Source organism: Acidaminobacter hydrogenoformans DSM 2784 (genome assembly GCF_900103005.1).
Taxonomy (GTDB): Bacteria; Bacillota; Clostridia; order Peptostreptococcales; family Acidaminobacteraceae; genus Acidaminobacter; species Acidaminobacter hydrogenoformans.
This window is the reverse complement of the sequence record NZ_FMWL01000003.1, coordinates 137,921-158,015: the sequence shown is the minus strand read 5'-3', so window position 1 is coordinate 158,015 and position 20,095 is coordinate 137,921. Positions and strand designations below refer to the sequence as shown.

The following is a 20,095-nucleotide window of genomic DNA, read 5'->3' as shown; positions in this document are numbered from 1 at the left end:
AAATTAGGGGGACTTGCAAATGTCTAATCTTGAGAATAACAGCAGGCAGGCATCATATACAGGTTATACCAATGCGGTGACAGCAAAAGAAATCACGGCCTTGCTTCGAGAGGAAGTCAAGCCTGCAGCGGGCTGCACAGAGCCCGTGGCGGTAGCACTGGCGGCTGCAAAAGTTTCTGAGGTCCTGAGCAATTCTGTGGGAGAACTGGTCATTGGGGTCAGTCCCAACATTTATAAAAATGGCTTTTCGGTCATGCTGCCAGGGGTCATGGAAGCTGGCCTTGATTTGGCAGCTGCCCTTGGGTCGGCCAGAGCCCGTGCGGCGCTGGGGCTGGATGTGCTGATCCATTTGACGGAAGATGAGATCCAGCTGGCCAAGGAAAGGCTGGAAGAGGGTAAGATAAAGGTAGAATTGATAGAGACGTCGGAGAAGGTGCTCATCCGTGCAAAGCTGTGGTCTGAGACCCGGTCACACTGGGCTGAGGTGACTATTCGAGGCCGGCATGACCGTATAGTGGAGGTTGTGAAAGACGGCGTATGCCTGGAGACTTTTGAGGAAAGCCTCCAAGAGGGCGGTGGCTCTAAAGAGACCAAGGCATTCTATGCCATGCCCGTCAAGGAACTGGTCGCGCTGGTTAGCGGTCTTGATCCAGAGCCTCTGGCATTTCTTTTGGATGGGATCATAATGAATAAAAAGATGGCTGAAGTTGGCATGGCATCACCGACAGGCCTTGGCACAGCTTATGCGCTGAAACAGCGTTACGGTGAAAATGGTGGACTCAGAGATCTGGGCAGACTTGCCATGACTATGACTGCTGGCGCGTCGGATGCCCGTATGGCTGGCGTAGATCTGCCAGTTATGAGCTCAAATGGCAGCGGAAACAATGGCATAACAGCAATTATGCCGCTGGCAGCTTACTTTGAACTTAAGAGCACCAGTCGGGAAGATCAGATCAAGGCCTTAGCCTTAAGTCACCTGCTCAACAGTTACATTAAGGCGGAGATTGGGCGCCTGTCTGCCCTTTGCAGCTGCGGTATTGCTGCGGCAACCGGCGCGTCAGCGGCTATCGCCTGGCTTGAAACCCGGGATCCAGAGATCGTGGAAAGCGCTGTTGTCAACATGATCGCGAATCTCAGCGGGATGGTCTGCGACGGGGCAAAGCTGGGCTGCGCGCTGAAGCTGGCCACGGCGGCCTCTACAGCGGTAGAGACGGCAGCACTGGCACAGGATGGCATACGTGTTCCCGCCGGCAACGGTCTCGTTGGGCACACAGTGGAGGCAACCATTTCGAATTTGGGGCGACTCAGCCGTCAGGGCATGCAGCTGGCAGATGCCGTTGTACTGGAGATTCAAGCGGAATTTGCACAGGGCTAATTGGCGGGCTTGGATCTGGGACAACACTGAAGGGCTGATGCTCGAGGGGGCTGACACCACCTTGGTTCAGCCCTGCGCCTGCTGTGCCTGTAATGTTCGGGAAAAAAACCATTGACAGCACCTCGCAATATTGATAATCTATTAACAATCAATCTTGTCAGCGTTCATTGAGTTCCAGGTCGCGCCTTATACGCTTCCTCGACTTCGTGTTCCCGGCAAGGTGACCATAAGCTTGGCATCACCTGACGGTAAAGTCTGTTGCAGTACTGAACCGAAAGGGAGCGAAGGTACGGCCGCTTGTTAAGCGCGCCGCGAGTTTGTCTGCATGGCGTTTTTGAAGCGCCGTCATCACTGGCAAAAACCAACCTCTCTTTCGTCATGGAAGGGAGGTTTTTTTTATGGCAAAGGTCGCGGTCATCAGCGCGATCCTGGAGCATCCAGAACTCTGTCAGCACCGTTTCAACGAGGTGGTGGCGTCGTTTAAGGGGATTATTAAGGGCCGCATGGGGATTCCTATGGATGAGCATGGGATTTCAGTAATTTCCATAACGTTGATTGGCGAGCCGGATGAAATCAACGCATTGACGGGCAAGCTAGGCAACATTGAACACGTTTTCGTGAAGACATCCATCTCAAAAAAGGAAGTGTAAGTGTTGGAACCCGTCAAGGAATTAACAAAATATGATTATACAGGTCAACCACAAAAGTCTTCTGCAGGCAGAGGCGAATCCACAGGGGCTGGACTTGAGTCTGAGGAAAGTGCAAAAACACTTGTAGAGATGATAGGTCTCGTCGAAAAACTGGCCGTTGAAAGTGATCTCGAAGACAACGCGCTACTTAAGCTTTTGGACTATTTGGATGGACAGCCCAAAGCGGCTGCGGTCAGGGCTCACTTGATCGAAAAGGCCCATCAAAAGCGAATGGAGATTTACGGAAATCGCGTGTTTCTCAGGGGGCTAATTGAAGTTTCAAACTTTTGCAAGCGCAACTGTGTCTACTGCGGCATACGGGCTGGCAATCCAAAGGCTGACCGCTACAGGCTGACGGCGGACCAGGTGCTGGAATCCTGCAGAATTGGATACGACCTCGGTTATAGGACTTTTGTCATGCAAGGGGGGGAAGATCCCTTGCATACAGATGACTTCCTGACAGCCTTGATCCGTGAGATCAGAGAAAGGTTTCCGGACTGCGCCATTACCCTGTCCCTTGGAGAACGAAGCAGGGAAAGCTATCAGGCGCTCTTTGACGCTGGCGCGGACCGCTACCTCCTCAGGCACGAAAGCGCGGAAGTAAATTATTACCAGCGTTTTCATCCCGGGATGACACTGGCTGACAGAAAGCAATGTCTGGAAGACCTGAAAGACATAGGTTACCAGGTCGGTGCCGGCTTCATGGTAGGATTGCCAGGTCAAAGCAACCAACTCCTCGTGCAGGATCTTCGGTTTTTAAAAACCCTGGATCCTCACATGATTGGCATTGGTCCTTTCATACCTCATCATGAAACACCTTTGTCAGACCAGACATCAGGCTGCGTGGATAAGACGGTGGTCTTGCTGGCGATCATAAGGCTGTTGATCCCAAAGGTCCTGCTGCCGGCAACAACGGCCCTTGGCAGCCTCGATCCCTCAGGCAGGGAGCTTGGCATACGGGCTGGCGCAAATGTCATCATGCCAAACCTTTCACCAATGGACGTTCGAAAGAAATACGACCTGTATGACGGAAAACTATCGACAGGCGAAGAGGCGGCGGAAAGCCGCAGAAACATTGAAAGACGCATAGAAGACGCCGGCTTCGCAGTCGATATGGCCCGCGGCGATCACCCAGACTGGAGGAACAAAAATGTTTATTGATCATTCTGCAATTGAAAATACTTTAAAGCTTGCCGCAGGTACAAGCGACGCGGCCATAGACGCCGTCCTGGCTAAGGCAGAGCTCGGCAGTCCACTTGACCAGCTGGATATTGCCACGCTGCTGGAAATCAAGTCAGACAAGCATATGGCGCGACTCATGCGCATTGCTGGCGCCATTAAAGACCGCATTTACGGCAACCGCATTGTCGTCTTCGCACCCCTTTACGTCAGCGATTACTGCGTCAACAACTGCGTCTACTGCGGCTACAAGCACAGCAACGATTTTCCGAGAAGGCGCCTCAGCCGCGAAGAGATTCAGGAAGAGGTCATGCTTCTTGAAAAGATGGGTCATAAGCGCCTGGCGCTGGAAGTTGGCGAGGATCCGGTCAATTGTCCAATCGACTACGTGGTGGATGCCATTGATGCAATCTATTCGACCAAGAACGAAAACGGCACGATTCGCCGCATCAATGTCAACATTGCCGCAACAACGGTGGAGGATTACAAGAAGCTAAAGAAAGCTGGCATTGGCACCTATATCCTTTTCCAGGAGACTTACCACAAGCCAACCTATGAACGCATGCACCCAAAATCCGTGAAAGGCAATTACCTCTATCATCTTACGGCCTTTGACCGTGCCATGGAGGCCGGGCTGGACGACGTAGGCGCTGGCGTCCTGTTTGGCCTCGCGGATTATAAATTTGAGGTTCTTGCGCTCATGATGCACAACGCGTACCTGGAAGAGAAATTTGGGGTGGGCTTCCACACGATTTCCGTACCGCGGATCAAGAAGGCGGAGGGGATGACCCTTGATCAGTTCAGCAACCAGATTGATGACCTGACGTTCAAAAAGATTGTCGCGATCCTCAGGGTCGCAGTGCCGTTTACAGGCATCATTATGTCTACCCGCGAAAGCGCCCAGATGCGCCGTGAGATGATTCGTGCCGGCGTTTCCCAGATCTCCGCCGGTTCTTGTACAGGTGTTGGCGGCTACAAGGAAAGTGACCGAAAAGATACCAGCACAAAACAGTTTGAAGCCACAGACCAGCGCTCGCCGATGGAAGTCCTCAAAGAGCTGGTGGCCGATGGTCTCGTGCCATCCTATTGCACCGCCTGCTACCGCTCCGGCCGTACCGGAGACCGCTTCATGCAGCTCGCCAAAGCCGGTCAGATCCACAATGTCTGCACGCCAAACGCCCTGATGACGCTTCAGGAATTCATACTGGATTATGGTGACCAGGCGCTCAAAGCTGACAGTGAGCTGCTGATCGAAAAGGAACTTGCCGCCATTGAGCGTGAGGATATTCACAAACTGCTGACGAACAACCTCCAGCGGATACGAAGCGGTGAGCGCGATCTGTTCCTATAGGATAGAAAGGATCTGGAAGCTATGAAAGCTAAGGGAAGCTCAATGTCAGAGACGCCAAGCGCCAACCGAAAGCACATTGCGATCTTTGGAAACCGCAACGCAGGGAAATCCTCCCTGATGAACGCGATCCTTGGTCAGTCCCTGTCTATAGTATCTGAAGTCAGGGGCACGACGACAGATCCTGTGAGCAAGGCCATGGAGCTGTTGCCCTACGGGCCTGTTGTGTTTATAGATACTGCCGGTCTGGATGATGATGACAATGCTTTAGGGGCTCTCCGGGTGAAGAAGAGTCTAAAAATTTTAGAGCGGACGGATTTTGCCCTTCAAATTGTGGATGCCGCTCACGCGTCACTGGATCTGACAAAGCTTAAACAAGAGATCAAAACACTTCAGTCTCAATTTGAGAAATATGACATACCGAGCTTGCTGGTTTTCAATAAAACGGATGCGCTGATGATGGCAGAAGACGGTGAGCAAAGGATGAAAGTCTGGAAAGAGGTTTGGCCGGACGCGGTTTGGGTCAGTGCCCATAACCCAAGTGATATCCACCACCTTAAAGCACGCCTTATTGAAGCTTTGAGGGGAGAAACGGAAGAGGAAACCCTTGTGGGAGATCTCGTTCCCCGCGGCGGCACGGTGGTGCTGGTGGTACCCATCGATTCCGAGGCGCCAAAAGGCCGGCTGATTCTACCGCAGGTTCAGGTGATTCGAGATGCCCTGGACCACGGGATCAAGGTTCATGTCGTGCGGGATACTGAGCTGGTGGAGGCGCTTTCAGAGCTTAATTCCGTGGATTTGGTCATTACTGATTCCCAGGCTTTCGCTACAGTTTCGACCATGGTGCCGGAGGCTGTGCCGCTGACGTCTTTTTCCATGGTGTTCGCGAGAAACAAAGGGGACCTGAAGGCGTTTGTGGCCGGAATCAAGGCCATGTCAGCCCTTGAGGCGAAGGCTCGGCGCCGGCGGGAAAAAGCGACAGAAGCATCCAATGTTGAGGCAAACACGGATGTCCCTGTCGCGCGAATCCTCATAACAGAGAGCTGCACGCACAACCACTCCCATGAAGATATTGGGCGGGTCAAAATTCCGGCTATGCTGAGCAAGAAGCTGGGTGGCCGTGTGGAGATTGACTTCAGGGCAGGCCATGATCTCCCGGAAGTCCTTGAGGTCTATGACCTGGTTGTCCACTGCGGTTCCTGCATGATGAACCGGAAGTCCATGCTGACGCGAATCCGGCTCTGTGAGGAAGCGGGCACGCCTATTACCAATTATGGGGTGCTGCTGGCCTATGGGACGGGGATCCTGAAGCGCTGTTTGAGTCCATACCCTTTGGACGGGGGATGGCAGGCGGCCCTGTCTGAATGAGGCGTGGCGTCATAAAAGAAGAAAAATGAATGGCGAGTGAAGCAAGGGTGACGGTGGTGGACTTTCGACCATCGGCCATCCTTGCTTTTTTTTCTCCAAAGATCGCCATTTCTTATAGAAAGCAGACAATTGTTTGATTAAATGGGTTCAGAAAATCGTATCTATAATATAGGCATCTTTTGTGTCAACTTTGGCGAAGACAACCAGGAAAATCAGGGAGGAATCATTATGGCTGGACTGAAATTGAATCTGAATTATTCCGGAATCCAGGAATCACAGCTTGACAATATGAAGGAAATGGTGCGCGCGGCGCAGCAGATGCTTGAAAGTGGCACTGGGGCGGGGAATGACTTTATTGGATGGGTGCACCTGCCTGACCAGTTTGACATGGCGCTCATGGATCGCATTGAGGCATGTGCCAGCCGTCTGAGGGAAAAGTGTGATGTCCTGGTTGTGGTGGGCATAGGCGGATCGTATTTGGGAACGCGGGCGGTGTCTGAAGCGCTCAGAGATCCTATGGAGCATATCAGACGTTTTTGCAGCCGGGAAAACCCAGTGATCCTTTATGCGGGGCATCACCTCGAGGAACGCTATATGGAGAACCTCCTGGGCGCGCTGGATGATCTGGAGGTTTGTGTCAATGTCATTTCCAAGTCCGGGACAACCACAGAGCCTGCGATTGCCTTCAGGATGCTGAAAAGCTATATGGAAAACCGTTATGGCGCAGAAGGGGCCAAGGAGCGGATTGTGGCGACGACAGACAAGGCAAGGGGTGCCCTGCGAACCCTGGCTGACGAGCAGGGGTATGAAACCTTTGTCATTGAGGATGACATAGGGGGGCGTTACTCGGTGTTGACACCTGTGGGACTGCTGCCGCTTGCCATTTCAGGTGTAGATGTCAGAGCTTTGCTGGAAGGCGCGAAAGCTGCTTACATGGAATACTTGAATCCAGAGCTTAGTGACAATCAGTGCTTCAGATATGCGGCAGCGAGGACCATTCTGCAGGACCAGGGAAAGGTTGTGGAGATCCTTGCCAACTATGACCCATCCCTTCAGTATATTTCTGAGTGGTGGAAGCAGCTTTACGGCGAAAGCGAGGGCAAAGACGGCAGAGGAATATTCCCGGCCTCGGTTCAATTCAGTACGGATCTGCACTCAATGGGCCAGTACATACAGGACGGCCGCAGAATGATTTTTGAAACTGTCCTGCTGGTGACGGATCTGGAGGGCAGCCTAAAAGTGACAGAAGACCAACAGGATCTGGACGGACTCAACTTCCTCGCGGGCAAATCACTGAGGGAGATTAACTTCAAAGCTTTTGAAGGCACTCTGCTGGCCCATGTGGCTGGCGGCACGCCCAATTTGGTCATTGAGCTCGAAAAGCTGGACGCGTACCATCTTGGGCAGCTGCTTTATTTCTTTGAGAAGGCCTGCGGCATCAGCGGCTATCTCCTGGGCGTGAATCCGTTTGATCAGCCGGGGGTTGAAGCCTATAAGAAGAACATGTTCGCGCTGTTAGGCAAACCGGGCTACGAAGCGCACAGACAAACGCTCGAGGCGGCGCTGAAACGTCTCTAAGGGGAGGCAGCGTTAAATGACAACGAAAGCGGCAATAGGTATAGATATTGGTGGTACGACCATTGATGCGGTCGTCGTGGGGCGTAGCAAAAAAGTTTTATGGCATGAGCAGGTGGATACGGAATCAGAGCTTGGCTATGAAGCTGTCCTGGTTAAACTTACCGGGCTTATTGAACGCGCCAGAAGCCGTGCAGACATTATAGGGGTGGGATTAGGCGTACCTGGTCCTGTAGATCCCATCAGCGGGCAAGTCTCTGAGGTGGTCAATCTTGGGTGGACTTCGGTTTCGTTGAAAAGGGACCTTAAAAAAGTGACAGGCTTAGAGGCACTATTCATGAACGACGCTTCGGCAGCGGCTTATGGGGAGCATGTGGCAGGGGCTCTGAGAGGGGTTGACCGGGGCGTGCTGATCACCCTGGGCACAGGTGTAGGCGGCGGCGTTATAGTCAATGGCAAGCTGTACGAGGGTCAAAATGGTCTGGCTATGGAAATAGGGCATATGACCATTTCAGACCAGGGCCTTTATCGCTGTGCCTGCGGCAGGAACGGCTGCTTTGAAACCTTGACGTCTGCAACCGCACTGGTGGCGGATGCCCACAACCGGCTGACAGTTCAGGGCAGTTCTGGCTGGCTGGATGCCAGGGTGCCTTTTGACGCAAAAATTATAATGGATGGGGCAGAGTCCGGGGATCCGTTTTGTGAAGGTGTCGTTCATGACTGGATCCAGCGGCTTGCGATTGGCGTTCATAATCTCAGGATGCTCTATGACCCGGAAGTGATTGTATTCAGCGGAGGATTGTCAGGTGCGGGCAGCTATTGGCTGCCGCGCCTTGAAGATGTCTTTCTCCATCAGGCCAATTTTAAATCGATGCCGCGGCCAAAGCTTATGACAGCTCAGCTGGGGGCTCTGGCGGGCTCCTGTGGCGCGGGATTCAAAGCTTTTGGGCAATTTGGCAAAGAGGCTAAGCTGGAAAGATAAGAAAAGCCAGGGGAAAACGAGAAGCTAAGAAAAGATGGTAAGTTGATAAAGTTAAGTGCTCCGGGATAAAATTGTTTTGAACATGACATGGTCAAAGTTTGAATTATAGGGCTGTCCATTAGGAGGAAAAAGCGATGCATCAATGGGAAGGATCTCACAAGCGCATATGGGAACTGTTCGAAGCTATGAATCAGATTCCCCGGTGTTCTGGAGATGAAAAAAAAGTCAGCGACTGGCTGATGGCGTTTGGGGAGAAAAACGGATTAGAGTACATTCAGGAACCTTGCGGAAATGTCATTCTCAAGAAGTCTGGAACCAAGGGGTATGAGGACCAGCCTGCTGTCATTCTTCAAGGGCACATGGACATGGTCTGCGTCAGGGAAGAGGGCAGCCAGCATGATTTCACCAAAGATCCTGTTGCACTCAAAGTAGAAGGTGACTTTCTGATGGCTGCGGAGACATCTCTTGGCGCTGATAATGGCATAGCTGTGGCAATGGCGTTAGCTATACTGGAGGATCAGAGTCTTGAGCATCCACCCCTCGAAGTTTTGATTACCGTTGCGGAAGAAACAGGGATGGACGGCGCGGTCAGACTCAATTCAGCGAATTTGAAGGGTCAAGCGCTGATCAACCTGGATTCGGAGGAAGAGGGTGTCATTCTGGCATCCTGTGCAGGCGGCGTAAGAGCCAGTGTGCATCTTCCTGTTGAAGTTGAAGCCCGGGTCGAAGAGGGCCTGGACGCGGTCCTCACGATCACGGGTCTCAAGGGCGGCCACTCCGGTGTTGAAATTGACAAAGGAAGGGCTAATGCCATTGTTTTAATGGGAAGAGTCATGCGGGACCTTCTTGGCATGGGCGTCCAAATCAGCCGGATTGAAGGCGGCGAGAAAATGAATGCCATAGCCAATAAGGCAGTGGCGCATCTGGTGTTCAAGCCCGCTTGGCAGGAAGAGGTTCAGAAGACCATAGCGGCATGGGAAGCTCGTCTGCGGAATGAATTTCAGCTTGAGGAACCAGAACTGAAGCTCGTCTTGAAGGTTTTAGAAGTGAGGCCTGAGGATGCAAGTCAAGAAGTCTTCTCGCTGGAAACAGCAGAAAATGCAGCGGCACTTTTGCGTTTGATCCCAAATGGTGTGCAATCCATGTGTGCGGGTATTCCGGGCTTGGTTGAAAGCTCGAACAACATAGGGGTATTGAATACGACCGAAGAAGGTTTTATTGAAATTGACAGCGCAATCCGCAGCTCTGTCAGATCTTTGAAAGCAGAGATTGTCGACCGCATGTTGATAGCCTGTACCCTGACCGGCGCGGAGCTCAGGCTGATGTCAGATTATCCGGAATGGGCGTTTGCGCCGGCATCAGAGATGCGAGACACTATGATTGAGACTTATCGCGCGCTCTATGGAAAAGAAATGACCGTTTCTGCCATCCATGCCGGCCTTGAGTGCGGCATCTTGAAAGAAAAGCTTGGGCCAATCGATTTCGTTTCCATAGGTGCGGACCTGTTTGATGTTCATACGCCTAAAGAGCGCCTTGATATGGCGTCGACAGAGCGCGTTTATGATTTTGTCGTAGAAGTGCTCAAAAGATACGGTAAAAAAGCGTAAGCACCTTTAAACTCAACCTGCTGGCAGATACGAAGCGCTTTGCAAAACAAAAAAGGAAGATGCAGTGGTCAAGAAGTCGGGACAAGCGACTTTGACTGCAGCATCTTCCTTTTTGCTTGAATTACAAATACTTCCGCATCCAATCCGTAATTTCCTTTAGCCTGCGGACACGGTTTTTTGGCTTGCCGCTGCGGCTGAGCTCATGGTTCTCACCGTGGAACAGGCAGAGGCGGCTCTGGACGCCATGGTATTTCAGCGCTGTAAACATTTGGAACACCTCCGCCGTCCAGCACCTGAAGTCTTCGTCCGAGTGGATGAACAGTGTTGGTGTGACTGCTTTGTCAGCATACTTCAAAGGAGATTGATCCCATAACTTTTCATAATTGCTCCATGGGTCCGCTCCAATTTGATCCTTCACAAAATAGTAGCCAATATCCGTGGTTCCGAATTTTGAGATCCAGTTGGAGATGGAGCGCTGGGAAGCTGCTGCCTTGAATCGGTCAGTATGCCCAATGATCCAGTTGGTCATGAAACCCCCGTAAGACCCGCCAGTCACGCCCAGCCGGTTGTTGTCAATCCACGTGTGCTGTTCTACGACAGCATCCACAAAGCACATGAGGTCCTCGTAATCTACATTGCCATATTGTCCTCTAATGTCCGCGAAGTCGTTCCCCCGGCCGTCGCTGCCTCGAGGATTCATGAAGATTACCGCGAAGCCTTCAGAGGCCCAGTACTGCATTTCGTGATAATAGAATGGGCCATAAACGGCTTTTGGACCGCCGTGTATGTTGAGAATGCCGGTGTAGCGGCGCAGGGGCTCAAAGTTGTAAGGCTTCATAATCCAACCCGTCAGCTCTGTACCATCTTTAGCCGTCGTTATGAAGATTTCGGGCATGGAGACGTACTGGCTTTCCGCCACATCTTTATTCAGCTCGGTCAGCGGTGCCAGCTCAAGTGTTCCATCAGGCCCTTTCTCCTTCAAGGCATAGAGCTCCTGTGGCTTCTGATCCACCAGAGCGACGACTGTCAGGACATCCTCGAAAACGGCAAACTCATAGCAAGCCGCAGCAGACGTTTCTGGCGTCAGTCTCGTTAGGCTGCCGTCAAGGGCGAGAGCCACCAGAGGTGCTTCTGAGCCCATAGTTGTGACAAAAATCCACTGGCCTTCGTGAAACAGCGGCCTTGGATTGCCTTTGCTGCCCATACGGATATCCGTTCCCACCGAATTTCCAAAGCTTCCATTGAAGCCCTCTGTCAGTCTGTTAACTGTGCCTTCTGAGGGATCGAAGCTGTAGAAATCGCCATTTTCATTGATGCCGTATTTGGCGGTATCTGTACCGTAAAACAAAATGCTGCCCTCTGGTGATATTCCGCATATTTCATACAGAAAATCATCTCTGTGAGAAATATCTTTGAGACTTCGGTCAGATAAGTCGCATAGCGCAAGGCTGTTGAAGATGACCTGTTTACTTTTGAACTGGGACTGGATCAGGACAATACGCCTGCGGTCAGCGTCATATACCCAGTCCTCAACATTGCTGAGCTGATCAGTGAGCATCTCCATGGCTTCTTTTTCCGGGTTGTAAATACCAAGGGCTGTTCTGGTTTTATTGGTAAAGCCGGTGCCATTTTGCCAGAAGGGGATTTCGTCTATGATCTGGACGGCTGCTTTCTCCTCCATTTTTTCAAGGATGTCACTGGACTCTGTCAAGTGATGCCACTCCGGATGATAAGTGAATTCGACGAGCCATTGGTGGTCAGGCAAAGGTTCAAAGCTTGAAACCTCGAAAGGGATTTCCATGACTCTTTGAGCCTCGCCACCGCGTATGTCAATTTTGAAAAGTTCAGTCATAGGGCGTTTTTGCGTTTCTTGATCAGGCGTTTCCGCTTGGCTGCGGCCAGAGATAAAGACGACCTCGGTGTCGCTGAGCCAACGGGGCTGACGGTCTGAGCAGGAGGTGGTCAAACGGCGGAAGCCGCATTCCCGGGTGTAGATCCATAAATCGCTGACATTTTTGTTTTTTTCAAGGTCTGGCTGATGGACGACGGCGCAGAGTGCCTGACCATTGGGAGAGGTCTGGAGCGAGGAGATGGACCTAAACGCTGCAAAACCGTCAACGGAGACTTTATTTAAAACTTCCGCAGCCATTAAAGCGGATTGTCCTTTACGCGCTGAGCCATCTCTTTACCCAGCTTGACCAGCGCCTTGAATTCTTCATCCTTTGGTGTATAGGTGGCTTCAATTGAACTGCCAATTCTCTCCCATTTGACTTTCTCGGCAAAAGCGTCAATGGCGCTGACGCCGCCGCCGCTCCAGGACTTATTGCCAAAGACGCCAAGGTAACGATTCTTCAGGCCAGTGTGCTCAAGTTTGGAAAGAACCAGCTCCATGGCAGGGAAAATGTTCATGTTATAAGCGCAGGAGCCCAGGATGACACCCTTGAATCGCCAGATATCGCTCAGAATATAAGACAGATGGGTCTTTGAAGCGTCGTAGACACGTACGTTCTTCACGCCATTCTCAGAGATGATCCTGGCTACATAGTCCGCCATTTTTGCCGTATTGCCGTACATGGTGCCATAGACGATCACGACGCCTTCCTCAGCCTCATAGCGGCTCCATTTGTCATAGTAGTCGACAATGGTCTTGGGGCTGGTGCGCCAGATTGGACCGTGTGTAGGCGCAATCACATTGAGATCCAGTGCGCCAAGGCGTCCCAGGGCCCGCTGAACAATTGGGCTGTACTTCGCGACAATATTGGAATAGTAGCGGCGAATTTCATCTTCGTAGAACTCTACGTTGACTTCATCATCAAAGAGACCGCCATCCAGGGAACCAAAACCGCCAAAGGCGTCCATGGAGAACAGAATCTTCTCCGTCTGATCATAGGTCATCATGGTTTCTGGCCAGTGAATCATAGGGGTTAGGAAGAATTTGAGCTTGTGGTAGCCCAAATCAAGCTCGTCCCCTTCAGCCACTTCAAGGAAGTTTTCAGTGATGTCGTAAAAACCGCGGATAAAGTCAAAGGTCTTCTTGTTCCCCACGATTTGCATGTCAGGGTAAGCGGCAACAAGCGCCTTCATGGAGCCGGAGTGGTCCGGTTCCATATGGTTGACGATCAGATAGTCAACTTTTCGGTCCCCAATAACCTCTTTGACTTTTGAGAGGTACTGTTCCGTCTTATTGAATTTAACGGTGTCTATAATGGCGACTTTTTCATCTGTAATCAAATAAGAGTTGTAGCATACACCTCTGTCAAGAGGCCAAAAGTTCTCAAATAGTGTGGTTTCGCGGTCGTTGACGCCAATCCAGTGCACGCGTTCCATGATAGATAATCTGCAGTCCATAGCTTCACTCTCCATTTCAAATTCAAATATATTTCCAGTATAATCAATTTGCTTGAGACAGACCATACTTGACATAAAAAATGTTTTGTATTTAACATTTACAGACGTTCAGCCGGCCATAGCGCCCTCAGTCGTGCTTTCTCCTCAGCACTGTCAAAAATGACTTCTGCGGCATTCATGTAAATTGCTTTTAGCTGAGCTTTATTTAAACCTGATCGCAGCATATTCTCAGTTTCTTTGGTGAGTGTAATGCCTGAGACGGTGCGATTGTCTGTATTCAAAGTAACGTTCACACCCTCCATGAGATAGTGATGAAGAGGATGGGTCTCGTAACTGTCCGCAGCTTTAGTGTGGAGGTTCGAAGTGGGGCACATCTCTAAAGGAATGCCGGCGGCTTTGATCTCTTCAAGGAGTTCCGGATCTTTATTCAGACTGACGCCATGGCCTACCCGCTCCGCGTGGAGAAGTTTGACAGATTTTCGGATGTTGTCGACAATACCCGTTTCTCCCGCGTGGACAGTTCTATGGTAGCCATAGGATTTCGCAAGCTGAAAAGCTTCCGCGTGGTGCTCCGGCGGATAATTGTGCTCATCGCCGGCAAGGTCCAAAGCGACGACGCCTTGACCGAGGAAAGGGCGCCCTGCTTCAACCAGGGCTACAGAGCTGGAAGGCGGAAGATGGCGCATACAGCACAGGATGATGTTGGCTCTGGTTCCGGTGGATTGTTCTCCGGCTTTCGCGCCTTCAATGACGGCAGAAATGATGGCGTCAAGGGAGAGTCCCCGTTCCTGGTGGAGATGTGGCGCGAAGCGTATTTCAATATAGCGTACGCCATCCGCAGCGGCGTCTTCGACGAGCTCTCTTGTTATTCTCGAGAGGGCTTCTTCGGTCTGCATGACTTTCAGTGGAAGGTCGAACCGCTTTAGATAATCGACAAGGGAAGGGCAATCCTCTGGAACCTCTGCAAGCGCACGAAGCTCAGCTTCCGTAATTTCCGGATCCAGGAGGTTTTCACTAATGCCTAAAGCTTTTAAGGTCGAAAGGCGAACGCTGCCGTCCAAATGGCAATGGAGCTCAATTTTTGGCAGTTTTTTAAGTGGTGTTGTCGAAGTTGGCTGAAACATGGGATGGACTCCTTTCAATTTTTTTGATTTTGGAGGTTGGCCTGGCGGGTTAAAAATGACGTTGAGTCTGTTTTTTTCGTCATTTTTTTCAAAGTAAGAAAGCTGCTTTTTCAGATTGTTGGAGTCGGTCGTTGATGCCCGAAATGGGAAAATATAGCATAAAAGCAAATGATTACTTTGCCTTTGGCAACGCTTTATGATAAACTGACGAGGTCTATAAATTTGAATAAGGAGTGATTTAATGACTAAACCCCGTTGGATGCATGTCCTGCTGATGGTATTAATCCTTGCAGCGGCAGTTGTATCCCAGACAAATTCAGTGTTTGCTGAAGAAAACGGGCTGGTAATTGTGGATGTTCAAAAAAATGATTCTAGCATAACGATAAACTCGAATATTGTATCCAATCGGTCTTTGGCTTTTCCGATCCTGAGATACAATGACATCCAGTACCTGCCGCTTAACTGGAATCTCATGCAGTCTATGGGATATCAGTACACACGCGTTGGAGACATTCGCTATTTAACCAAGGTCACACCTGGTGAAGCGTTTGTCAACGATACGGCTGCTGTTATGGATCCGTCTACTTCTGTCAAGGCTTATGCTCTTGACCCAAATGACACAATCCAGTTTAATGGCGCCCCGTTAGACACGCAGGGCTATCCTTTACTCGTCTACAACCACATGATTTATCTGCCGCTGACGTATCACGTTAATGCAGAGCTCGGATGGTATGCCAAAAATGACCGCATTGCAGGCTTCCATCTCAGCACTGAAAGTGAAGAAGACCTCCTGAATATGATTGAGGCTTCGGACAAAGCGTACCTTGAGAGGATGGCAGCCTTTATGATGAAGGTCAATCCCCGCTTGACGGACGCCACGGCACATAACTATGTGACTTGGATCAAAGACGCATGCGACCGTTATGGCATGGACGAGTCATGGATCATGGCTGTCATTTGGCAGGAAAGTGCCTATGACACGAATTGTGAATATTATGGCGCCATAGGGCTGATGCAGATTATGGGTTCCACAGGCAGAGCACTTGGACTCAGCGTAGAACAGCTTTACAATCCGCAGCTCAGCATTGAATATGGCACCAAGTACCTCAGTCAGAAGCTTGAACGCTACGGGAGCATGGAACGCGCTCTCATTGCTTACAATCAAGGCTACTACCGCGAGTCCGCCGGTGACTACACGACAGGCTACCTTGAAAGCGTTAAAGTAAAGCGCGGTAAAATTTTGGATTTCACAAATGCCAATTAGTCGTTGGGCTAAATCGCTCAAGTGGAAAAGTCCTCCTGATGGAGGACTTTTTTTTATTGATTTAGAAGCCCCTTATAGGATCTCCACGGCAGAGGGCAGCCTGAAAATGACATCTTTTCTCTCAACGATTATATCTATCTTATCCATCATTTCTGTGTCAGACTGGATATTGCGTACCAGCTCCCGTGTCGGATTGATGGCGACGGGATGGCCTACCAATTGAAACATGGAGTAGTCTCCATTGGTATCCCCATAGGCATAGCTTGCGCTGAGATCAATGTTGTGGCGCGCCACAAAATCCATAATAGCCCTGTTTTTGTTTTCTGAATCCCACATGGGGTCAATGTGTCCTGTGAAATTGCCTTTGTGATTGACGTCGTAATGGGTGCCTCTGAATTCTGTGGCAGAATATTTCTCAGCCATTTTTTCAACGAGAAAATCAGGGCTGCCAGAGATGAAAAATATTTTGTGCCCCGCCCATAAATGATACTGGATTCTTTGACGGGAATAGGAATAGACCTCTTCACCTTTGAGTTTAATCACCTGGTCTGCGATAAAATCCAGACTGCTCTTGTTGAGACCAGTCAGCGAGCGGATATAAATCTGTGAGAGTTCAATGAGATAATCATCATATTCCGCCCGTCGTTTTTTCCATTCCTCATAAGTTTTCTTGACATTGCGGTGCCAGACGACCGGGTCTACGACCTCATATTTGACCAGCTTTTTAAAGTGTTCCACCATGAGTGAATCCCGGTACAAAGTACCGTCAATATCAAAAAATGCGCCAACTGGTCCCATGAAAGTCACCTCTTTTCAAAATTTGTTTCTGCAGATGGAAGGTGTTATAACAAATACCCTACTCTTAATGTCCGAAACCTCAAATACCGGACTTGTGGAATATTGAGAAAGGCTTTAAGGCCATGCTGAGAAATTTCTTTTAAAGTGGCCTGATTATTGCGCTTAAAAGATCAATTTGTGGATATACAGATAATGAAGCAGAATCAAGACAAAATACTGAAAATTGACTTACAAGACTCGTAGGAAAGCAGGTGAGGATATGTGGTTCTATGTTTTGCTTGCGCTGTTTGTTACCATGATTGTAGGGTACCTGATTGAGACTCTGAAAGTTATACGTGCCACTCATGACATCAAGATGATCAACTATGAAATCTATGGTATTCTTGCATCGCTGATGCGGGATGTAGACCACGTGGACCTGTTTTTTATCCACCAGCTCAGAGACAGTCTTAAGGTGCAGTTGACTGAAGTTTATGGCGTTGACGAATTTCAAGTGTATAAGCTTTCTGAGAATAAACTGAGACTTGCTTACAGAAAAGGACAGGCCGTTCAGAGGATAGATCTGTTTCTTGAGGATCACAAATGGTCCTTTAAGGATGTCGAGTTTGAATATTCCGAAAATCCTTTTGAAGAAGTCAGGCTTCAGTAAAGCAAATTGGCAGGTTGGACACCAGGATTTATAAGTATTGAACTGAGCGGATAAAAGTTGGCTATCGGAAAACAAAAAAAGTTTTTGAATGATGCATATTTTGATTTATTGAGGGTATATCTATAATACAACTATATAACCTACCTTTCTTAAGGGAGGTTCATATAGAAGCTCGATTTACAGGACGTCCAGCGAAAGTGGGATGCATAAGTCATCCACTTGTAAAAAACCACCGCTTAGGCAAACGGATCCTACGGATGCCTTAGACTGAAACACCTTCACTACTTTGTCATAAAGGCAAAGCAATGAAAACGCAACAATTGCCCTTGATGGTTAAAAAACCATTCACACCAAGCAACAACGTTTAGGAGGAATGGCTATTAACGAATCACACCGCAATACAATTGAATATGATACAAAAAAACGTGCTGTATCGAGCTGAAAGACCTATCCTTAAAATTCTTGGGATAGGTCTTTTAATGTTCTTATAAAGCTTGCAGTAATGCGCGCTGTGATCCCCCAAATGGTCTTGTCGTCGAAGTCAATGAATAGAACCGGATATTTGCCGACTCTGAAGTTATACTCCCGTCCGCTCGCAATTTTCTCGTAAGGGAAATCCGCTGGCATCTGAAGCAAGGATTCTGTTTTAAACTCTTGGACCTCACAGTCAAACAGATAGGAAACAGGTACTGCGAACAGCTCTTTGACCTCGTCTTCATTAGGCTCAATGTCATCAATATCCACATCCATAATACCGACATAAACGTGAATATACATATTGAACGGCGTCACAATATCGTCGATCTGACCTATGATTTCAATGTCTTCACGGTCGAGATTCAGCTCTTCACAGGTTTCGCGGATTGCCGTTTCGCCATGGTGCTCGCCCAGTTCGACCTTCCCACCTGGAAAGCAAATCTCTCCCGGCTGGGATCTTAGGTCTTCAGAACGCACTTCATAGAGAAGATGGGGCTCGTCGTCAATTTCAATAATGGGAATGAGCACAGAAAAATGACGGTAGCCGTCCTGTTTTTTTCTATAGTTTACCAGAATTTTTTTGATGGTTGGGGTATTCATTTTTGTAGCCTCCAAAGAGAATGAAATAGAGTTGTATCACATGATTGTTTCTATCTTTTAATCTCTATGATAAAGTATTTATGATATGATCGGTAGAGTTTGATTTAATAGTTATAAAAATTTGGGGGTTTAAACGTGGAAATTTTAATTTATTTTCTGATCATGGCAGCTAAAATTATTGAGGTCAGTATCAGTACAGTACGTATTGTTTTGATCACTAAGGGCGAAAAGACAATAGGTTCAATTCTTGCATTTGTGGAAGTCCTCTTATGGCTTTTTATTGCCAGCAATGTTATACAGAATATTTCTGAAGATCCTCTAAAGGGTGTGTTTTATGCAGTAGGGTTTTCACTTGGCAATTATATAGGAACAATTCTTGAAGAAAAAATTGGCCTTGGTCTTTCAGAGGTTCAAGTCATAGTCAAAGAGGAGACTGGAATGCTGCTCGCGGACGAGATCCGTAATCAAGGCTTTGCTGTGACGCTCGTGCATGGCGAAGGCAGACATAACCCAAGATCCATTCTTATTATGTTTGTTCCAAGAAAACGCGTCAAGACGCTTGTCAAATTTATTCAGCATTCAGAAAGTGGTGCTGTTATTACAGTGTCTGAAACAAAGCCGGTCTACGGTGGCTATGGCATGCTTAGAAAATAAAAACCTGCTAAGAAAAAAGGTCAATAAATACAAAATCACAATACAACTTGATTGCATCACAGCCTTCCAATCAGCGGAGGCTGTTTTTTAATGCCAGGACACCGGTCTTTCCGAGCCATGCGCCGCTTTCCAGGACGGTTTCAATCCAGGACTTTTCATCCAGTGCAGAAGCTAAAACTTCTATGGAAAACACACAGTCCTTGGGGTCGTGGGTTGCAGATGGTTCGGAACCCTTCAGCCAGGGACTAAGCAAACTCTCTGTCGCTTTATCCATGGCTGTCATACCCTGATGGTCCCGCCCCGTCTTGGTGGATACGCTATGAAGATGAATTCTGTTAATAAAAGGCAGCAGCGCATTGGGAATCCTAATAGCATGGGTATTCCCTTCGCCATGACAGGGAGAAGATACACAAATATCTTCGCCTGAATATGGAAATTGACCGCAGTTTTGAGACCTCAGCCAATGGGCAGTATCAAGACAAAGTCCCAGCTGACGGCAACCGGCGAAGGTTTCAAGAACCTTTAGGAGAGCCTCATGGCTTTGTCCAAAACGCACACAGTCAGGCTCCGGCGAAAAAGTATTTTCCAGAAGCAAGATCTGATTGCCCCTTGATTTTTCAATTCTGTTCAGTGCCCAGTCCACAAACCTGAGGGTATCAGACTCTAAGACCCCTCCGTGAAAGATGAGCTGCACACCGTTTCCAAAGGCGCCGCACTCGTCAATCCAGTGCCCAAAGGCCCTCAGTGAGCCGCCTTCTGCCATAACGTATTTAAGATCGAAAGCCCCTGGCTCTGCGAAATCCGGCGCGTGAAAGGCAAAGGAAAACCCAAGGGTTCTGCCTGCAGTTTCAAGTGCCCACGCCCTCTCTGAGCCCAAAGCCCTTGCATGCAGTGCCAGCTCCAACGACCGAAACCCAGCTTCTGAGAGAATCTCCAACGCGGCCCTGTCCCGCTCTGGTGAGACAGCGCTTTCATCATAGGTGGCGCCGAGAATCATAGACATGTCATACCTCCACAAAGGTTTTTCTAACTCAGTATATCACAGCGTCTTCTTTGTG

17 protein-coding genes are annotated in these 20,095 nt (G+C 49.3%); 11 read left to right on the top strand and 6 right to left on the bottom strand.

Going from position 1 to position 20,095, the window contains the following annotated elements; genetic code table 11:
* Positions 1–19: 19 nt before the first annotated feature.
* The 8 genes from BLP63_RS04465 to BLP63_RS04430 all read left to right on the top strand — a co-directional run bounded on the left by BLP63_RS04465 (position 20) and on the right by BLP63_RS04430 (position 10,123).
* A complete protein-coding gene (locus BLP63_RS04465; protein ID WP_092589694.1) occupies positions 20–1,375 on the top strand; it encodes an L-cysteine desulfidase family protein in 1,356 nt (451 codons plus the stop codon).
* 398 nt (positions 1,376–1,773) lie between these two features.
* Positions 1,774–2,025 (top strand): TM1266 family iron-only hydrogenase system putative regulator, encoded by a 252-nt coding sequence (locus BLP63_RS04460; RefSeq protein WP_092589693.1) that lies wholly within the window; start codon positions 1,774–1,776, stop codon positions 2,023–2,025.
* A gap of 3 nt (positions 2,026–2,028) precedes the next feature.
* Positions 2,029–3,225: a [FeFe] hydrogenase H-cluster radical SAM maturase HydE gene (gene hydE / locus BLP63_RS04455; RefSeq protein ID WP_242870789.1), complete on the top strand. Its 1,197-nt coding sequence runs from the start codon at positions 2,029–2,031 to the stop codon at positions 3,223–3,225.
* A complete protein-coding gene (gene hydG, locus BLP63_RS04450; protein ID WP_092589692.1) occupies positions 3,215–4,594 on the top strand; it encodes a [FeFe] hydrogenase H-cluster radical SAM maturase HydG in 1,380 nt (459 codons plus the stop codon). The genes hydE and hydG overlap by 11 nt, the downstream gene beginning before the upstream one ends.
* A 21-nt stretch (positions 4,595–4,615) precedes the next feature.
* Complete coding sequence (gene hydF, locus BLP63_RS04445; RefSeq protein WP_330387086.1) at positions 4,616–5,959, top strand: [FeFe] hydrogenase H-cluster maturation GTPase HydF; 1,344 nt, start codon at positions 4,616–4,618, stop codon at positions 5,957–5,959.
* 228 nt (positions 5,960–6,187) lie between these two features.
* Positions 6,188–7,537, top strand: a complete 1,350-nt coding sequence (locus BLP63_RS04440; RefSeq protein WP_092589691.1) for a glucose-6-phosphate isomerase — start codon at positions 6,188–6,190, stop codon at positions 7,535–7,537.
* A gap of 16 nt (positions 7,538–7,553) precedes the next feature.
* Complete coding sequence (locus BLP63_RS04435; protein WP_092589690.1) at positions 7,554–8,516, top strand: ROK family protein; 963 nt, start codon at positions 7,554–7,556, stop codon at positions 8,514–8,516.
* A 134-nt stretch (positions 8,517–8,650) separates the two neighbouring features.
* On the top strand, positions 8,651–10,123 hold the full coding sequence (locus BLP63_RS04430; RefSeq protein WP_092589689.1) for an aminoacyl-histidine dipeptidase: 1,473 nt from the start codon (positions 8,651–8,653) through the stop codon (positions 10,121–10,123).
* 121 nt (positions 10,124–10,244) lie between these two features.
* Here the strand turns inward: BLP63_RS04430 and BLP63_RS17055 are convergent, their stop codons facing one another.
* The 3 genes from BLP63_RS17055 to add form a co-directional block, all read right to left on the bottom strand.
* Positions 10,245–12,272 carry a S9 family peptidase gene (locus BLP63_RS17055; protein ID WP_092589688.1) on the bottom strand — a complete coding sequence of 676 codons (2,028 nt, stop codon included), beginning with the start codon at positions 12,270–12,272 and terminating at the stop codon, positions 10,245–10,247.
* Positions 12,272–13,471: an FprA family A-type flavoprotein gene (locus tag BLP63_RS04420; RefSeq protein WP_092589687.1), complete on the bottom strand. Its 1,200-nt coding sequence runs from the start codon at positions 13,469–13,471 to the stop codon at positions 12,272–12,274. Before BLP63_RS04420 ends, BLP63_RS17055 begins: the two co-directional genes overlap by 1 nt.
* Before the next feature lie 98 nt (positions 13,472–13,569).
* Positions 13,570–14,595 (bottom strand): adenosine deaminase, encoded by a 1,026-nt coding sequence (add, locus tag BLP63_RS04415; protein ID WP_092589686.1) that lies wholly within the window; start codon positions 14,593–14,595, stop codon positions 13,570–13,572.
* 241 nt (positions 14,596–14,836) lie between these two features.
* Between add and BLP63_RS04410 the strand changes: the two genes are divergently transcribed.
* The gene (locus BLP63_RS04410) at positions 14,837–15,859 is read left to right on the top strand and encodes a lytic transglycosylase domain-containing protein (protein ID WP_092589685.1); all 1,023 of its coding nucleotides are present in this window, start codon (positions 14,837–14,839) and stop codon (positions 15,857–15,859) included.
* 72 nt (positions 15,860–15,931) lie between these two features.
* Here the strand turns inward: BLP63_RS04410 and BLP63_RS04405 are convergent, their stop codons facing one another.
* Positions 15,932–16,657, bottom strand: a complete 726-nt coding sequence (locus tag BLP63_RS04405) for an HAD family hydrolase (protein ID WP_092589684.1) — start codon at positions 16,655–16,657, stop codon at positions 15,932–15,934.
* A gap of 259 nt (positions 16,658–16,916) precedes the next feature.
* Here BLP63_RS04405 and BLP63_RS04400 point away from each other — a divergent pair, with 259 nt between their 5' ends.
* Positions 16,917–17,306 carry a hypothetical protein gene (locus BLP63_RS04400; RefSeq protein WP_092589683.1) on the top strand — a complete coding sequence of 130 codons (390 nt, stop codon included), beginning with the start codon at positions 16,917–16,919 and terminating at the stop codon, positions 17,304–17,306.
* Positions 17,307–17,759: 453 nt separating this feature from the next.
* Here the strand turns inward: BLP63_RS04400 and BLP63_RS04395 are convergent, their stop codons facing one another.
* The gene (locus BLP63_RS04395) at positions 17,760–18,383 is read right to left on the bottom strand and encodes an NUDIX hydrolase (RefSeq protein ID WP_092589682.1); all 624 of its coding nucleotides are present in this window, start codon (positions 18,381–18,383) and stop codon (positions 17,760–17,762) included.
* 135 nt (positions 18,384–18,518) lie between these two features.
* On the opposite strand from BLP63_RS04395, the gene BLP63_RS04390 reads away from it, so the two are divergent.
* The gene (locus BLP63_RS04390) at positions 18,519–19,037 is read left to right on the top strand and encodes a DUF2179 domain-containing protein (RefSeq protein WP_092589681.1); all 519 of its coding nucleotides are present in this window, start codon (positions 18,519–18,521) and stop codon (positions 19,035–19,037) included.
* Positions 19,038–19,107: 70 nt separating this feature from the next.
* Here BLP63_RS04390 and BLP63_RS04385 read toward each other — a convergent pair whose 3' ends face one another.
* Positions 19,108–20,040, bottom strand: coding sequence for a TIM barrel protein (locus tag BLP63_RS04385; RefSeq protein ID WP_092589680.1), 933 nt, complete (start codon positions 20,038–20,040; stop codon positions 19,108–19,110).
* Positions 20,041–20,095: the final 55 nt, after the last annotated feature.